Source organism: Methylobacterium sp. J-048 (assembly GCF_022829515.1).
GTDB lineage: Bacteria > Pseudomonadota > Alphaproteobacteria > Rhizobiales > Beijerinckiaceae > Methylobacterium.
In genome coordinates, this window is record NZ_JAKSYL010000160.1 from 24,588 (window position 1) to 41,043 (window position 16,456).

Genomic DNA, 16,456 nt, shown 5'->3' on the forward strand with positions numbered 1-16,456 from the left:
TACAGTTCGGGAGACGGCGCGCTGCCCTAGCTTGCTTCGCTGCGCTCGCGATGACGGGAGCGAGGCTTCGGTCGAAGCGGTCTCTTAGAGGTCCGGCTGGGCCGCTACGTAGGCGCCGAGGCGGGTTGCGAGGTCCACCGGGCCGCCGGCCTTGGACTCGCCCGCGTCGCCGATCAGGAGAACCGGAATGCCGCGGTCGCGAAGCTGGCCGCGCAGGCGGGCGGCGCGACGGGCATAGGCGGGATCACGACGGGTGGGGGCCTGGAGCAGCACCGCCGCCGGGCGGGCGATCACGGCCAAAACATCGTCCGCCGCCTCCATCGAGGCGGTGACGCTCGCGTAGCCGAGGTTGGCCAGCTCGCCCGAAAGGGACCGGTCCACGGCGCGGACGCCGTCATCGACCACGAGCACTTGTTGCAGCGCACCCATAGGCTTGAGCGGTACCTCATGAAGCGTGGCTTGGGAAGATAGCCAGGACCACAATCCGAAGCGAAACCCACGAAGGCGCGGATCGGATCCGTCCTTCCGTGTGCGCCTGCGAGATTATCCGCCACGCCTGAGCGCCGGATGAACCGACGATCGTCCGCCGTTCAGGCGGTCTCGACCCCGCCGGACGGGGTCGGCCGGTAGCCCGAGTTCCGCCACGCCTGGGCGTCCGGCTCCGGGACGCCGGCGCGGGGGAGGGGCGCCGTCGCGCAGGCGAGACCGCGATAGGCCAGCGGGCCGTCCTGATCGCCGCCGAGGTCCAGGAATGCGAGGTCGAGGAGCGCCCGGGGCAGGGGCGCCCGCTCCGGATCGGCCAGGGTCGCGGCGAGGTCGCGCCCGCCGAGACGGGTGAGCACCGCGTCCTCGTCGAAGACCAGCGAATCGAGGCGGCGCGGGCCGGCCGATTCGCCGGTGGCGTCCAGGATCGTGCTCGCGGGCGCCCGGTGCACCACGTGGAGCGCCCGCACGGTCCAGGGCAGGGGCAGGGCGGCGAGCGCCGCCTCGATCAGGGACGGGACCACGAGGCGCGTCGGTACCGGCCGCATCAGGCCGGCGCGGAACCCCGCCTCGTCGAAGGGAATCACGGTCTCGAGGCTGGCCCCGGCCGCGAGTGCCGCGCCGAGGCCGGTGACCAGGCCGCGCAGGTCGTGCGCCGGCAGGAGCGTCAGGATCCGCTCCTCCGCGGTCACCGGGAGCGCGTCGAGATGGACATCGATCGCCGCCGCGAGCGCCGCTGCGCTGCGGTAGACCGGCCGGCCCGGATCGCCCGCCACGAAGGTGACGAGGCCGCGGCTCGCGACCGGCTCGGCGACCCCGCGCTCCAGGGCCATCGCGTCGAGGCTGATCACGCCGTCCGGGACGCCGGGACCGAAGGCGGCGAGGTAGCGCAGGCCGAAATGGCCCATGGCCGCCTGGGCGAGGTCCTCGGCCGGACGGCGGGCGCCGCGGCGGCCCTCCGTCAGCACGGCGACCAGGCCGGCGGACGCGATCCCGGCCGAGAGCCGGTCGGCATCCCAGAGGGCCGGCATTGGGCAGGGCAGGTGGCCGGCCGCCTCGACGGCCAGGTGGGCGAGGGCCGATTCGGCGCCGCCGGCGAACCACAAGCCGACCCGGCTGCCGGCGGGCAGCCGCCACGCGCCGATCCCGCGGGCAAGCCGGCCGACGATCTCGGCCGCCGCCGCGTAGGTCCAGGTGATCGGCGGGCGCCCGCACCACGCCGCCCGGTCCCCCGAATCACGCAGGGCCGTGCGCTGCGGGCCGGTCCGGGCCGCCGCGAACAGGCTGGCCGACAGGCCGCCGGGCCGCGCAGACGCATCCGGCGCGGCGTCGGCATTCCTCTCCGCCACCGCGAACGCGCTCAATCCGCCCCCCACCCAAACTGCAGATCCATCCGCATGGTCGGCCGACTATGGTTAACCCCCAGCTAAGACCCGTTCACTTGAGCGAGGCTGTCGTCACGCCGGGCGACCGGGCGCGCCACCGGGGGGCGGGCAACGTCGCGCTTGCGGCCGGGCAGGCAGGGGCCTATCGGGAGCCGGCTGCGGCACAGGGCGCCCCGAAGGGCGCTCAATGCCGCGGTGTCATGCCTTCGCCTCATTCGGAGGGGACAGGCAGGCCGCCCGGTCGCCGGGGCGGGCGATGCGCGCATCCGGCGCCCATCCTCGCCCGATGGTCGGACCGATTCATCCGGAGCCCCGGGAGGCACGCCACGGCGATGCGTGCCCGGGCGGTCCGGCGGACCAGCCCGTCAGGCCGGCTCCGCATTCCGCAAGCCACACCACGTTTCTCCAAAGGGGTCAGAGCCGATGTCCTTCACCCGCCCCGCGACGCTGGCACGCGCCGCCCTCTTCGGTCTTGCGGGCCTCGGCCTCGCGGCCGCCCCGGCGCTGGCCCAGGCGAAGAAGCCCGCCGCCCCCGCGCCGACCGCTCCGGCCCCCGCCGCGCCGAACACCCCGGCCGCCAACACGCCGGCCGGCGCTGCGGCCCAGACCGGCCCGCAGATCGTGACCGTGAAGTCCGAGCCGAGCCAGGCCGACTGGACCAAGGTCTGCGGCAAGGATCAGGGCTCCGGCACCGACATCTGCTACACGACGCGCGACTTCGTGTCCGACCAGGGCCAGCCCGTGCTGGCGGTGGCCGTCTACGAGATGAAGAACGCTGCCCAGAAGCAGGAGGTGCGCGTGGTGCGCTACCTGCTGCCGCTCGGCCTGCTGCTGCAGCCGGGCATCCGCTTCAACGTCGACGGCCAGGCCGGGACGCCGGGCCGCTTCGCGGTCTGCTTCCCGAACGGCTGCTTCGCCGAGGCCGGCGGCGTCGATGCCGGCGTCATCGCGGCGATGAAGAAGGGCACGACCCTCAACGTCTCGGTCCAGAACCAGACCCAGCGCGAGGTCACCTTCGCGGTGCCGCTGGCCGGCTTCGGCAAGGCCTTCGACGGCCCGGCCATCGACCCGAAGGTTCTGGAGGAGCAGCAGAAGAAGCTCCAGGCCGAGCTGGAGAAGCGCTCCGAGGACATGCGCAAGAAGCTCGAGCAGCAGGGCGGCGCCGCGCCGGCCGCCGGCGCACCCGCGGCGAAGTAATCCCGCAACGGAGACCGATCCGGGGCCGGACCGCGAGGGCCGGCCCCTTTTTCATGCGCGCTTGCCTGAGCAGCGCTTCGGGGCTCCGCCCCGAGCCCCGCCAAAGGGCTCAGCCCTTTGGGAACCTGGACTCGGCCTACCGGATCCCCGTGGGTCCCGGGCCGGGCAGGACGATCAGCACCCGGAGGTCGTGATCGGGCACGTAGTCCCGGGCCTCCCAGCGGAACGTGGTCGGGCCGGTCTTGCGGATGCCCGAGCGGCAGAAGCTCGCCAAAGCCTCCGGGCTGCCCTTGTCCACCGTCAGGGTGAAGCGCCCGATCGGGGCGGCCCAGTTGCGCGCGGTGGTGACGATGTAGGGCACCACGAAGGCCCGCAGGTAGCCGCTTTCGCTGGGTGCTTTGGCGTGCAGGCGCCGAATCGCCGCCAGCCCGGCCTCGTCCAGGCAGTAGGTCGCCCGGTAGGACGGGCGGGAGGCCTCCTTCGGGTCGACGAAGTGGAAGCCGCTCACCGGCGCGTAGCTGTGCGCGATCCGCACCTCCCGGTCGGCCGGGAACGTCTGCAGCCAGTGGAACGTCGCCTCGAAGCGCCAGAGCCCCTCGGTCATGCCCTCGGCCTCCGGGAACAGCCCAGCCTTGACCAGCTCCGCCCAGTCCGGCTTGCCGATCCTCTTGGCGGCCGCGTCGATCTCGGAGACGCGCAGCGGGTTGAGCGGCAGGCCGTGGCGGCGCAGCAGGTCGCCGACCTCGCGCTCGCCCACGAAGGCGCGCTCCTCCAGCTCCGGCTCGATCGGATGTCCGTCCACCGTCACGGTGAAGCCGACGAAGTTCGCCCGATCGACCTGCGGGAGCTTGGTGGCGGAAAAACTCAAGGTCCGGCCGTCGATCGGCGGCAGCGGGAAGGCGATCCGGACGGTGCGCGGCTCCGACACCTGGTTGCGGAACACGTAGGACACGCGGATCCGGTCGAGGGCGATCGACAGATCCTCGCTCACCAGGCCGATGCCCGGTTCCGGCCTCAGGACCAGGCCGCCGGCATCGAGCTCGGCGGCGCTGTCATTGGCCCGGGCCGGCGCGCAGAGGAGGCCGGCGGCCAGCAACGCCGCGGCGAGAGGACGGGATATCACGACGGGACCTTCGAAGAATCGCTGCGACGCGCGCCGCAGTATCTTCGAAGAATTGCCCGAGGGTGACCGGATTCTTCGAAGAACTCAGTTCCGGACGCGGTCGCGCACCCGGTAGCCGCCGGTGGCGTCGCGCTCGAACATCTCGGTGATGCCGGCATGGCGCAGGGCCTCGCCGGACGTGTCGGGCAGGAGGTTCTGCTCGGACACGTAGGCGACGTACTCGGTCTCGGCGTTCTCGGCGAGCAGGTGGTAGAACGGCTGGTCCTTGCGCGGCCGGACCTCCTCGGGGATCGCCAGCCACCATTCCTCGGTGTTGTCGAAGACCGGATCGACGTCGAACACGATGCCCCGGAACGGGTAGATCCTGTGGCGCACCACGGCGCCGATCGCGAACTTCGCGGTTCTCAGTGTTACGTCCATCATGACTCTGTCCGTTCAGAGCGGACAGATAGGACCGATGCCCGGGCGTGTCACCGGGCCGGCGGCGATGTCCCGGCCTCCGATGTGCGGTTCGGCAAGTCCCGGGCCTCCGGAGCCGGGATGCCGAGCTCGGCCGCGATCGCCCGGGCGGTGGCCTCCCGCCGGGCGGTGATGCCGGCCGCCGCGGCCCGCGCCTGCGCCACGATGGCCGGCGGGGCGCTCTGCGGGGTGCCGCTGTCGAAGGGCGGCTCGGGGGCGTATTGCATGCCGAGCTGGATCAGCCGGGCGGCCTCGTCGCCGCGCAGCTCGGCCGCGAGCCGGAGCGCGCCGTCGATCCCCGCGGTGACGCCGGCCGCGAACAGCCAGATGCGGCCGTCGGCGTCGGGGTCGATCACCACCCGCGCGTCCACCGCCTCCGCCCCGAACCAGGGCAGCAGGTGGACGGCGTTCCAGTAGGTCGTGGCCCGCCGCCCGACCAGCAGCCCGGCCGCGCCGAGCAGCAGCGCGCCGGTGCAGACCGAGAAGACGTGGGAGGCGCCCGCGGCCTGCTGCCGGATCCAGCCGAGCACGGCCGCGTCGCGCATCAATGCTTCCTGGCCCTGGCCGCCGGGGATGTGCAGCACGTCGAGGCGCGGCGCCTCCGCCAGGGTGGCGTCGGGAGTGATCCGGAGCCCGCGCAGGTCGCGCACCGGCTCTGCGGTCGGCCCGTAGATCCGGTAGGTCGAGTTCGGGATCCGCGACAGGACCTCGAACGGGCCGGTGAGGTCGATCTGGTCGAGCCCCTCGAACAGGAGCGAACCGATCTGCAGATGGGTCTCGGCGGGAATCATGCGGGGCCTCCGTGCTGGACAGGGAGACCTTACCGCGGCACGCTCTGGCCGAGATGCCAAAGACCCCTCGTTTCTCGCCAGATGCGTCCCGCCCGGTGGAGCTGCTGGCCTTCCCGGCAGTGCAACTCCTCGACGTGGCCGGGCCGCTCCAGGTCTTCGCCACGGCGAACGACCTGAGCGGCGGGCTCGCGCCCTACGCACCGCGGGTGATCGCGGCCGGCGACCGGACGCTCACCGCCTCGGCCGGCCTGCGCCTGGTGGCCGACCCGCTGCCGGAGCGCGACGCGCCGGTGGACACGCTGATCGTCGCGGGCGGCCCCGGGGTCACGGCGGCCTCCGCCGATCCAGCGCTGGTCGCCTGGGCGCGGGACCGGGCCGGCCAAGCGCGCCGGGTCGCCTCGGTCTGCACCGGGGCCTTTTTGCTCGGGGCCGCCGGGCTTTTGGACGGGCGGCGGGCCGTGACCCACTGGAAGCACTGCGGCGCGCTCGCCCGGCGCTACCCGCTGGCCCGTGTCGAGCCCGACCCGATCTTCGTGCAGGATGGCCCGGTCTGGACTTCCGCGGGCGTTACCGCGGGGATCGACCTGGCGCTGGCCCTGGTCGAGGCCGATCTCGGCCGGGATCACGCCCTGGCGGTGGCGCGCCACCTCGTGATGTTCCTGAAGCGCCCCGGCGGGCAGGCGCAGTTCAGCGCGGCTTTGGCCCTGCAGGCCGGGGAGGACCGTTTCGGGGCGCTCCACGCCTTCATCGCCGACAACCTGGCCGGCGACCTGTCGCTCCCGGTCCTGGCGGAGGCCGCCGGGATGAGCGCGCGCAGCCTCAGCCGGCACTACCGGGACGCGACCGGCCTGACTCCGGCCAGGGCCGTGGAGCGCCTGCGGATCGAGGCGGCCAGGCGGGCGCTCGCCGAGACCGCGCAGCCGGTGAAGCGCATCGCCCGGACCTGCGGCTTCGGCTCCGAGGAGACCCTGCGGCGCAGTTTTTTGCGGCACGTCGCGGCGACGCCGCAGGATTATCGGGCGCGGTTCGGGGGGTGAGGGGCGTCATACCATCTCGCGGCGGAGGAGGCCGGCAAGGATCGTCTCGCGCACGCCGTCGCGGTTCTCATGGATGTCCGCGTTCGAGATGCGGAGCAGGCTGAAGCCGCAGGCCTCGATGATCGCGGTGCGAGCCGCGTCGGAATGGACTTCCCACTCGGTCGAATGCGTTGCGCCATCGACCTCCACGACGAGCTTCGCTTCGACACACGCAAAGTCGACGATGAAGCGGTCGATCGGATACTGACGGCGGAACTTCCAGCCGTTGAGCGCACGGTTCCGCAGGACGCGCCAAAGCTTGGCCTCGGCGGTGGTCTGGGTCCGGCGGAGATGGCGGGCACGCGGGATCGACTTGCTCACCGGGTCGTCTCAACGGCACGGCACCGAATCGACCGGACGATACCGCGCTCTCACGCGCGCGGGTGTTCTCAACTCGAGGAGAGTTTTGATACGTATTCGCGCTTGAAGACCGCGACGCGCCCCCTCTCCCGTGCGGGAGAGGGTTGGGGTGAGGGACCCGGACTTTCCGGTGAGGTCGCACCCCTCACCCTGTCCCTCTCCCGCACGGGAGAGGGGACCTGCGCTTCATTCTGAGCGGGTATCGCCGGGCTGTAGCAGCCATGGGCTTGAGAAGGGCCACACCTCCCCGGCATCGCCCCCCGCGCGCTACCCCAGCTGATACACCGCCGCCAGCTCCGGATCCTTCGCGGCGACCAGCTTGGCCAGGTCCACGATGACCTTGGCCTGCTTCCAGGTGGCGTCGTCCTGCATCTTGCCGTCGAGCATCACGGCGCCGGTGCCGTCGGGCATCGCCGCGACGATGCGGGCCGCGAACGCCACCTCGGCGGGGTCGGGGGCGAAGACCCGCTTGGCGATCGCCACCTGGCTCGGATGCAGCGTCCAGGCCCCGGCGCAGCCCATCAGGAAGGCGTTGCGGAACTGCGCCTCGCAGGCATCGCCGTCGGAGAAATCGCCGAACGGGCCGTAGAACGCCTTGAGGCCGTTGGCCATGCAGGCATCGACCATCTTGGCGATGGTGTAGTGCCAGAGATCCTGCTGCGCGCTCGCGCGGGGCGTATCGCCCGACGGGTCCGCGATCACCCGGTAATCCGGATGGCCGCCGCCGACCCGGGTGGTCTTCATGCCGCGGGACGCCGCGAGGTCGGCCGGGCCGAGACTCATGCCGTGCATCCGCGGCGAGGCCGACGCGATGGCGTCGACATTGGCCACGCCCTCGGCGGTCTCCAGGATCGCGTGGATCAGGATCGGCTTGGTCACCCCGTGCCGGGCCTCGAGCTGGGCGAGCAGCTGGTCGACGTAGTGGATGTCCCACGGCCCCTCGACCTTGGGCACCATCACGACGTCGAGCTTGGACCCGACCTCGGCGACGATGGTAAACAGGTCGTCCAAGATCCAGGGCGAGTTGAGGGCGTTGATCCGGGTCCAGAGGCCTGTACCGGTGGCGGCGAAGTCGGTCGCCTGCGCCATGGCGACGAAGCCCTTGCGGGCCGCCTCCTTCTGGTCGGCCGGAACCGCGTCCTCCAGATTGCCCAGCACCACGTCGACGGTGCCGGCGAGCTCGGGCACCCGGGCGCGGACCTTATCGTTGTGAGGCGGGACGAAGTGGATCATCCGCTCCAGCCGCACCGGCAGCTCGCGGAACGGGGCCGGCGCGCCGGTGGCCAGCGGCTGGAAGAAGCGGCGGGGCAGTTTCATGATGTGCCTCTTGTACGGGGCTTGGCGGCTCGATCATCGCCCCGGATACAGGATCCGGGACGAGGATCGAGGCCGCTGATTGGCATCATCTTTGGTCCGAAAGCCGGAAACCACCTTTCGGGATGATGCGCGAGCCCCGTTAAGGCAGGCTTGGGCGAGCGCGTAAAGCCGTGCCGCGCCGAACGCCCCTTCGACTTTCGGTGCAGATCAGCCCCGCCGGCCCGGCCGGTCGGCCATGCCGACCCGGCCGCCGAAGAAGTCGCCCCGGCTGCCGGCCACCACCATGAGACGCCGGACCTCGCCCCGCAGGAACGCCTGCAGGAAGCGGTTGTAGTCGCGGAACGAGACGCAGCCGTTCGAGGCGCCGGGCTGGCGCAGCATGTAGGTGTGGGCGAGCAGGCCGTCGCGGCCGTGGATCGCGCCGCTGCCGCCGACCGGGTTGAGGCGGATCGCCCGCACCCCGTGGAACAGGCGCTCGCGCTCGGTCAGGTCGTAGGTGCCGGGGGGTGTCGAGCCGCGCATGCGCAGGTGGACGTAGCGCGGATCGTCCATGGCCTCGCCGAGGCCGGAATGGGCTTCCAGCACCTCGCCGGAGGGCAGGGTCACCGTGCGGGCGGTGATGTCGTAGACGGCGGTGCCGGCGACGGATTCGGGGGCGGGGCTGATCCGGGTGCGCGGCGCCTCCTGGGGCAGGGCGTCCGGGCTGGCATAGGCGAGCGCCTGACGCGAGTCCGCGCGGGGCGCGGCGGCGCCGACGCCGAACAGCTTCTCGAGGAAGGACGGCTCCTCCGCCATGGCGGCGCGGAACACGTCGCGGGTGCGGGGCAGGGCGCGGGCCGCCACCCGGGGCGCCGGGGCCGCGGCCGGGCGCCGCAGCTCCGACGGCCGGACGACCGGCAAAGGGACGAGATTGGGCACGAGGCTCGGCGCGAGGGCGGCGGGGGTCGGCTCGGCGGCGGCGACCCGGACCGGCGCGGCCGCCTTGGGCGGCACGGCGGCGGCCTGCGCGATCGGGGCTTGGACGACGGGGGCCTGCACGACCGAAACCGGAGCTGGGGCCGGCTCGACCGACGCCATCCGGGCCTGGACCACCTTTCGGGCGACCCGCTGGGCGATCTCCCGGACCGCCGGGGACGGCTCGGCCGCAGCGACCTGGAAGGACGCGGCCGGGGGCGGCGCCCCGAAGGTTTTGGCTGCGCCGGAGCCGAGCGCCGGGCTGGGATCGAGCATCCAGGCGATGCTCGGGCGGGGCGCCGGCGCGGGCCGGGCCTCGGCAGTGAGCGCGGGCTCCGCCTCGGCGACCGCGGCGGGCGCGCTCCAGGTTATCGGCAGCCCGTGGGGCAGGGTCAGGACGGTCCAGCCGGCCATGGACAGGGCGGCCAGCGAGATCAAGGCCGTCAGCCGGGCGCGGCGGCGGGCGCGCCGCATGGCGCTCGGGTAGGGGGCCCGGGTCGGCGGCGCGTAGGGCGCCTCGTCGGCAAGCCGCGGATAGGCCGCCGGCACAAGGGCCGGGGCAAAGGCCGCGTCGCGGTACGCGGGTCGGGAATACGCAACCTGGGCCATGCGGGAACTCGCGTACGCGCTTCCCCGGATGGCAGCCGACGCCGTTCGCCCGCGGAGGCTTTTTCCGCGCACGTGGCCTGGGTTGCCCGTCTGGGGAGGACATCAACCGTCCAGCCCATTAGGCCTCCCCATGGTTAATCTTGGCTAAAGACCCGACGCCGCCGGACGCACCGCCACGGAACACCCATGGAATCCCCGCGGAACACCAGAACAGCGCCTCGAAAAGCGGTCGCCGGCCCGCGAAGACTGAGGACGCCGTGCGCTCGACCCCGAAACGTCACCCGGCCGGCGCCTCCATGGGCCCGTGGCGGCGCGCCACCAGGAGGCACAGCAGGGCCACCGGCACGCCGATCAGCGAGGTGCCGACGAAGAACCACGTGAACCCGGTCCGCTCGATGACGAAGCCCGAGAGACCGGCGAGCAGGCTGCCCGGCAGGGCGCAGAGGGAGGTCAGCAGGGCGTACTGGCTGGCCGCGTGCTCGGTGGCCGCGAGCCGGGACATGTAGGTGATCAGCACGATCGACGCGAAGGCGTAGGCGAAGCCGTCGATCCCGACCGTGACCGCGAAGGTCCAGAACGCCGCCCCGCCATGGCCGCCGTGCCAGGCGAGATAGGCCAGCGCGAGATGCGACGCGGACGCCACCACGGTGCCGATCAGCAGGCTCGCCATCATGCCGATCCGCGGGATGATGGCGCTCGCGAGAAACGTCCCGCCGAGCGCGATCCAGAAGCCGAACAGCTTGGTCACCGTGGCGATGTCGGTGTTGGTGTAGCCCAGGGTCTTGAACAGCGGGATCGCCATGGTGCTCGACACGTAGCCGGGCATGCGGAAGCCCGCCACCAGCGCCAGGACCGGCACCGCCAGGGGGCCGAGGCGGGCCAGCAGGTCGCGGATCGGCGCCCAGACGGTCTCGACGAACCCGCCGGACGGCAGCGGCGCGGCGGGGGGCTCCGGGGCCAGCAGCGCCGCGATCGTGCCGGGGGCGAGCAGCACCGCCATGCACAGATAGGCGGCGCGCCAGCCATAGGCGTCGGACAGGTAGAGGGCACCGGCCCCGGCCGCGAGGTTGCCGACCCGGTAGCCGATCTCGGCCCAGGACGACATCAGCGCCTGCCGCTCGGGCGGCGCGACGGTGATCCGCCAGCCGTCGATCACCACGTCCTGGGTCGCGCCCGCCACCCCGAGCGCCAGCGAGAACGCCACCGTCCAGGCCAGCCAGTGCGCCGGATCGCCGAAGGCGACCCCGGCCAGCGACAGCGCCACCAGGATCTGCGCGGCGACGATCCAGCCCCGCCGCCGCCCGAGCCAGCGCCCGAGCAGCGGCGCATCGTGCCGGTCGAGGAACGGCGCCCAGAGGAACTTGAGCTTGTACGCGATGGTCAGCTCGCTCATCAGCCCGATCGTCGCGAGCGGCACCTTGGCCTGGACCAGCCACGCCGACTGGGTCGCGTAGACGAGCAGGAACGGGATGCCCTGCGCGAAGCCCAGCCCCAGCACCGCCGCGACCCGCCGGTCGGTGAACAGGGGCGTCAGGAAGGCGTTTTTTTCGGATCGGTCCGAGCCTGACGCGCCGGTGGCCTGCGCCGGGTTTGCCATCCGGGCATCTCCTGGGCTGTGAGAAGGGTGGGAACAGAGGGCGACGTGCGACGCAACCGGGTGAAACCTACGCTGCAAAGCCGATGATCGGGGGTCACGCCCTCGTGACCCCCGTACCGCCCTGGACGCGGGCCACGAAGTCCCTCAGGAGCGCCCGACCGTCAGGCCAGTCGCCCAACCCGCTCTGGCCGTTGATGTGGCCGGCCGCGCCGATCACCGTCAAGGCGCTCCCCCAGTGCTCCGCCTGCCTCCGGACATAGGGCAACGAGCCGTAGGGATCGTCGGTGCTCGCCACGATCAGGGACGGAAAGCGGAATCGCATCCGGGGGATGTCGGCGAACCCTGCTGCCTGGGCGGGAAAGACCGGAGACGCGGGATCGGGCACGGCCACCAGCACCGCCCCCGCGATCGGCCGGTCGGACACCCGATGCCAATGGGCGACCAGCAGGCAAGCCAGGCTGTGAGCCACCAGGACGGGCGGCGTTCGCGCGGCGCGCACCGCGTGCTCCAACGCGGCGATCCAGTCGGACAGGTCCGGTTCGTCCCAGCAGGCCGGGGCGAAGCGGCGTATGGAGGGATCGTCCGCTTCCCAGCAGCTGTGCCAATGGCGCCGTCCGGAATTGCCGATGCCGGGCAGATGAATGATGTCGGTCATGTTTGAAAACGGGGTTGTCGCCCCGTCCGTATGCCCGTCTGTTTGTACCGGAAACATACGCAACCATCGGGGAATCACCCCCGCATCCGATGGATTCAAAGTCGATGGCCAAACGCACCGAGCCGCGGACCGAACTCGATCCGACCGACATGTCCATGCTCGAAATTCTGCAGGATGACGGGCGTATCAGCGTCTCCGAACTGGGACGGCGCGTCGGCCTGTCTCAGCCGGCGGCATCGGAGCGCCTGAAGCGACTCGAAGAGCGCGGGATCATCACCGGTTATCGGGCGATCATCGACCCCGTGTCCGTCGGGCTTGGAATGATCGCGGTGATCCGCCTTCGGACAACGCACGAACACATCAAGGCGTACCTGAAGCAGTTTGCGGACATGCCGCAGGTCATCGAGGTCCTGCGGTTGACCGGCGAGGATTGCTTCCATCTCAAGGTGATTGTGCCATCCCCCGCCGAGCTGGAAAGCATCGTCGATGCCGTGGCACGCTACGGTTCGGTCACCACGGCGATCGTCCTGCGCAGCGAGCCTCCCAAGGCCATCGGGCGCGTGCTGATGAAGCGCCCGGGCATCGTCACGAAGGATTGAGGCGTGCTGACGAGGCCCCTCAGGACGAGAGGATGCGTTGGAGGGACGCCGATCAGGACCACGCGAGCCCTGGCCCTTCCTCGACAGCCCCCCTCACGCCGCGGTCTTCACCCGCTCGGCGATCTTCACCAGGCTGCGCAGCACCTCCGTGGCGGTCTTGAGCCGGGCCGGGATCGTGGTGAGCTCGCGCACGAACACGACGCTCATGTCCGGCCGCACCTTGGCGAAGGAGGCCTGCTCGGCCACAAACGCCACCAGGCCCTGCGGGTTGGCGTAGGACTTGTCCCGGAAGTGGACGACCACGCCCTTCGGGCCGGCCTCGACCTTCTCGACATTGGCCTTAAGGCACAGGATCTTGATCGTGCCGATCTTGAGCAGCTGCTCCACCTCCGGCGGCAGCGGCCCGAACCGGTCGATCATCTCGGCCCCGAAACTCTCCATCTCGGCATCGTCCTGGAGGGTGGCGAGCCGCCGGTAGAGCGCCAGCCGCGCGCCGAGATCCTCCACATAGGTCTCCGGGATGGTCACCGGGGCGCCGAGCGCGATGGTCGGCGACCACGCCTCCTCGGGCACGTCGTCGATGCCGGCCTTGAGCGCCGTGACCGCGTCCTCCAGCATCTGCTGGTAGAGCTCGTAGCCGACCTCCTTGATGTGGCCGGACTGGGCGTCGCCCAAGAGGTTGCCGGCGCCGCGGATGTCGAGGTCGTGGCTGGCGAGCTGGAAGCCGGCGCCCAGGGTGTCGAGGGTCTGGAGCACCTTGAGACGCTGCTCGGCCTGGGTCGTGAGCTGGCGGTTGGCCGGCGTCGTGAACAGCGCGTAGGCCCGGGCCTTCGAGCGGCCGACGCGGCCGCGCAGCTGGTAGAGCTGGGCCAGGCCGAACATGTCGGCCCGGTGCACGATCAGCGTGTTGGCGGTGGGGATGTCGAGGCCGGATTCGACAATGGTGGTCGAGAGCAGGACGTCGAACTTGCCCTCGTAGAAGGCGGTCATCACGTCCTCGAGCTGGCCCGCCGCCATCTGGCCGTGGGCGATCGCGACCTTGATCTCCGGCATCTCGGCATCGAGGAATTTCTTGACCTCGGCTAGGTCCTCGATGCGCGGCACGACATAGAACGACTGGCCGCCGCGGTAGCGCTCGCGCAGCAGCGCCTCTCGGATGGTCAGCGGGTCGAACGGCGTCACGAAGGTGCGCACCACCAGCCGGTCCACCGGCGGCGTGGCGATGATCGAGAGCTCGCGCACGCCAGTCATGGCGAGCTGGAGGGTGCGCGGGATCGGGGTCGCCGAGAGCGTCAGCACGTGGACATCCGCCTGGAGCGCCTTCAACCGCTCCTTGTGGGCGACGCCGAAATGCTGCTCCTCGTCGACGATGATCAGGCCGAGATCCTTGAACGCGATGTTTTTCGCCAGGAGCGCGTGGGTGCCGACCACGATGTCGACGGTGCCGTCGGCGAGCCCGGCGCGGGTCTGCTTCATGTCGCCGGCCGAGACGAACCGAGACAGCTGCGCGACCTGGATCGGCAGGCCCTTGAAGCGCTCGGCGAAAGTCCGGAAGTGCTGGCGGGCCAGCAGCGTGGTCGGCACGATCACCGCCACCTGCTTGCCGGCGATCGCCGCCGCGAAGGCCCCGCGCAGAGCCACCTCGGTCTTGCCGAAGCCGACATCGCCGCAGACCAGCCGGTCCATCGGCCGGCCGGCATTGAGGTCGTCCAGCACCGCGTCGATGGCGTTGGCCTGGTCCTCGGTCTCCTCGAATGGGAAGCGGGCGGCGAACTCGCCGTAGAGTCCTTCCGGCGCCTTGAGCACCGGGGCCTTCCGGACGAAGCGCTGGGCCGCGACCTTGATCAGCTCGCCCGCCATCTCGAGGATGCGGCGCTTCATCTTGGCCTTACGGGCCTGCCAGGCACCGCCGCCGAGCCGATCGAGGGCGACCTCCGAATCCTCCGAGCCGTAGCGGGTCAGAAGCTCGATATTCTCCACCGGCAGCAGCAGCAGGCCGCCGGTGTAGCTCAGCTCCAGACAATCGTGCGGCGCGCCGGCGGCGTGGATCGTCTTGAGGCCGGAGAACCGGCCGATGCCGTGGTCGGCATGGACCACGAGGTCGCCGGGTTTGAGCGCCTGCACCTCCAGGATCACGTCCTGGGGCCGCTTGGCCTTGCGTTTCTGGCGCACCAGCCGGTCGCCCAGGATGTCGCCCTCGGAGACGACGGCGAGCTCGCCCACCGTGAAGCCCGCCTCCAGGCCCCAGACCGCCACGGCCGCGTCGGTGCCGCGCTTGAGCGCGTAGACATCTGCCAGGCGGGTGATCGCCACGGGCTTCCTCAGGCCGTGATCGGTGAGCACGCCGCAGAGCCGGTCGCGGGAGCCATCGGACCAGGATCCCAGGATCACGTGATGCCCGGATCCCTGGAGATCGCGGATATGGGCCACCGCCGCGTCGAACACGCTGGCGCTCTCGTTCGCGCGCTCCGGCGCGAAGTTTCTTCCGGCCTTGGCGCCGCAATCGATGACGGCGCGCTCAGGGGATTCGGGCTGCGCGAACGGCGTCAGCCGCGCCACGGTGGCGGTGGCGATCCGCTCCTTCAGCTCGTTCGGGGTCAGGTACAGGGCGCGGGGCGGCAGCGGCTTGTAGGGGGCGACGCCGGCCTGCGGCGTCTTCATCGCGCCCTCGCGGGCCTGGTAGTAATCCTGGACGAGGCTGATCCGCTCGGCGGCGGCATCCTCGACCTGCGGGTCGAACACCAGCGGCACGCCGGGAAGATAGTCGAACAGGGTGTCGAGCTCGCTGTAGAACAGCGGCATCCAGTGCTCGAGGCCGGCATAGCGGCGGCCCTCGCTCACGGTCTCGTAGAGGCGGTCGTCCCGGGTCGCGGCGCCGAAACTCTGGATGTAGCCCTGGCGGAAGCGCCGGATCGTCTCGGTGGTGAGCTGGACCTCGCTCATCGGCATCAGGTCCAGCGAGCGCAGCTGGCCGGTGGTGCGCTGGGTCTCCGGATCGAAGGCGCGGATCGATTCCAGCGTGTCGCCGAAGAAGTCGAGGCGGATCGGCACCGGCAGGCCCGGCGGCGACAGGTCCAGGATGCCGCCGCGCACCGCGTACTCGCCGGTGTCCCGCACCGTCCCGGTGCGCAGAAAACCGTTGGCCTCGACCCAGGCGACCACGTCGTCCATCGCCACGACGTTGCCGATCGCCGCCGAGAACGCCTCCTTGGCGATGTGGCCCCGGGGCGGCACCCGCTGCACCAGGGCGTTGACCGTGGTGCAGAGGATGCGCGGGCGGTCCTCGGCGGAGCGGGTCCGGGCGAGGCGGGCGAGCGCGGTCATCCGGGCGGCGGCCGTGGCCGTGGTCGGCGAGACCCGGTCGTAGGGCTGGCAGTCCCAGGCCGGCAGGTTCATCACGTCCATCTCGGGCGCGACGAAGCCCAGCGCCGACTGGAACGCCGCCGAGCGCCCGGAATCGCGCGCCACATGGACCAGCACGGCAGGCGCGTCGACGGTGGGCGCCAGGGCGCGGGCGAGGTCGGCCACCGCCAGGGCGTCGAACCCCTCAGGCGCGTTGGCCAGGACCGGGCTGTCGCCGCGCTTGAGCGCCTCGAGCACCTGCGCGAGCGCCGAGGATTTCGGGAGGGCAAAGCGCGCGACCTGCGGCTTGGCCACCGGCTTGGCAGCGGGGGCAGGGGGCTTCGGGGAGGACTTCGGCTGGGGCTTGGCCATCGGGTCTTTCGCGGGGAGTCCCGCCGGGCACAGGGAGGGCTGACGCGGGCCGGCGTTAGCCCATTGAGCCGTCGTGATAAAGCATCCCGGCGGCGGCGTTGGGGTGGCTGACGGTGCCCTATATGGCGGCGACGCTC

General features: G+C 71.5%; 14 protein-coding genes. 3 read left to right on the top strand and 11 right to left on the bottom strand.

What is annotated here, in order from left to right; genetic code table 11:
• Positions 1 to 84 precede the first annotated feature (84 nt).
• Together MKL09_RS16275 and MKL09_RS16280 are read right to left on the bottom strand one after the other, a co-directional pair.
• Positions 85 to 429 carry a hypothetical protein gene (locus MKL09_RS16275; RefSeq protein WP_092045112.1) on the bottom strand — a complete coding sequence of 115 codons (345 nt, stop codon included), beginning with the start codon at positions 427 to 429 and terminating at the stop codon, positions 85 to 87.
• Positions 430 to 590: 161 nt separating this feature from the next.
• On the bottom strand, positions 591 to 1,847 hold the full coding sequence (locus MKL09_RS16280) for an AMP-binding protein (protein WP_244021769.1): 1,257 nt from the start codon (positions 1,845 to 1,847) through the stop codon (positions 591 to 593).
• Positions 1,848 to 2,291: 444 nt separating this feature from the next.
• On the opposite strand from MKL09_RS16280, the gene MKL09_RS16285 reads away from it, so the two are divergent.
• The gene (locus MKL09_RS16285; protein WP_244021771.1) at positions 2,292 to 3,065 is read left to right on the top strand and encodes an invasion associated locus B family protein; all 774 of its coding nucleotides are present in this window, start codon (positions 2,292 to 2,294) and stop codon (positions 3,063 to 3,065) included.
• Positions 3,066 to 3,201: 136 nt separating this feature from the next.
• Here the strand turns inward: MKL09_RS16285 and MKL09_RS16290 are convergent, their stop codons facing one another.
• The 3 genes from MKL09_RS16290 to MKL09_RS16300 all read right to left on the bottom strand — a co-directional run bounded on the left by MKL09_RS16290 (position 3,202) and on the right by MKL09_RS16300 (position 5,438).
• Positions 3,202 to 4,188, bottom strand: a complete 987-nt coding sequence (locus tag MKL09_RS16290; protein WP_244021773.1) for a DUF4424 domain-containing protein — start codon at positions 4,186 to 4,188, stop codon at positions 3,202 to 3,204.
• A gap of 84 nt (positions 4,189 to 4,272) precedes the next feature.
• The gene (gene hspQ, locus MKL09_RS16295) at positions 4,273 to 4,611 is read right to left on the bottom strand and encodes a heat shock protein HspQ (protein ID WP_244021775.1); all 339 of its coding nucleotides are present in this window, start codon (positions 4,609 to 4,611) and stop codon (positions 4,273 to 4,275) included.
• A 47-nt stretch (positions 4,612 to 4,658) separates the two neighbouring features.
• Positions 4,659 to 5,438, bottom strand: a complete 780-nt coding sequence (locus MKL09_RS16300) for a DJ-1/PfpI family protein (protein WP_244021776.1) — start codon at positions 5,436 to 5,438, stop codon at positions 4,659 to 4,661.
• 53 nt (positions 5,439 to 5,491) lie between these two features.
• Between MKL09_RS16300 and MKL09_RS16305 the strand changes: the two genes are divergently transcribed.
• A complete protein-coding gene (locus MKL09_RS16305) occupies positions 5,492 to 6,475 on the top strand; it encodes a GlxA family transcriptional regulator (protein ID WP_244021778.1) in 984 nt (327 codons plus the stop codon).
• Positions 6,476 to 6,481: 6 nt separating this feature from the next.
• Here the strand turns inward: MKL09_RS16305 and MKL09_RS16310 are convergent, their stop codons facing one another.
• The 5 genes from MKL09_RS16310 to MKL09_RS16330 all read right to left on the bottom strand — a co-directional run bounded on the left by MKL09_RS16310 (position 6,482) and on the right by MKL09_RS16330 (position 12,006).
• Positions 6,482 to 6,835: an endonuclease domain-containing protein gene (locus MKL09_RS16310; protein WP_244021780.1), complete on the bottom strand. Its 354-nt coding sequence runs from the start codon at positions 6,833 to 6,835 to the stop codon at positions 6,482 to 6,484.
• 306 nt (positions 6,836 to 7,141) lie between these two features.
• Entirely contained in the window at positions 7,142 to 8,191 is a 1,050-nt protein-coding gene (locus tag MKL09_RS16315) for an HpcH/HpaI aldolase/citrate lyase family protein (protein ID WP_244021781.1), read from the bottom strand.
• A gap of 207 nt (positions 8,192 to 8,398) precedes the next feature.
• Entirely contained in the window at positions 8,399 to 9,754 is a 1,356-nt protein-coding gene (locus tag MKL09_RS16320; RefSeq protein ID WP_244021783.1) for a DUF2778 domain-containing protein, read from the bottom strand.
• 277 nt (positions 9,755 to 10,031) lie between these two features.
• Entirely contained in the window at positions 10,032 to 11,351 is a 1,320-nt protein-coding gene (locus MKL09_RS16325; protein WP_244021785.1) for an AmpG family muropeptide MFS transporter, read from the bottom strand.
• Positions 11,352 to 11,445: 94 nt separating this feature from the next.
• Entirely contained in the window at positions 11,446 to 12,006 is a 561-nt protein-coding gene (locus MKL09_RS16330) for an RBBP9/YdeN family alpha/beta hydrolase (RefSeq protein ID WP_244021787.1), read from the bottom strand.
• Positions 12,007 to 12,110: 104 nt separating this feature from the next.
• On the opposite strand from MKL09_RS16330, the gene MKL09_RS16335 reads away from it, so the two are divergent.
• On the top strand, positions 12,111 to 12,605 hold the full coding sequence (locus MKL09_RS16335; protein ID WP_243961014.1) for an Lrp/AsnC family transcriptional regulator: 495 nt from the start codon (positions 12,111 to 12,113) through the stop codon (positions 12,603 to 12,605).
• Between the two features lie 93 nt (positions 12,606 to 12,698).
• Here the strand turns inward: MKL09_RS16335 and mfd are convergent, their stop codons facing one another.
• Positions 12,699 to 16,319 (bottom strand): transcription-repair coupling factor, encoded by a 3,621-nt coding sequence (gene mfd / locus MKL09_RS16340; protein ID WP_244021789.1) that lies wholly within the window; start codon positions 16,317 to 16,319, stop codon positions 12,699 to 12,701.
• Positions 16,320 to 16,456: the final 137 nt, after the last annotated feature.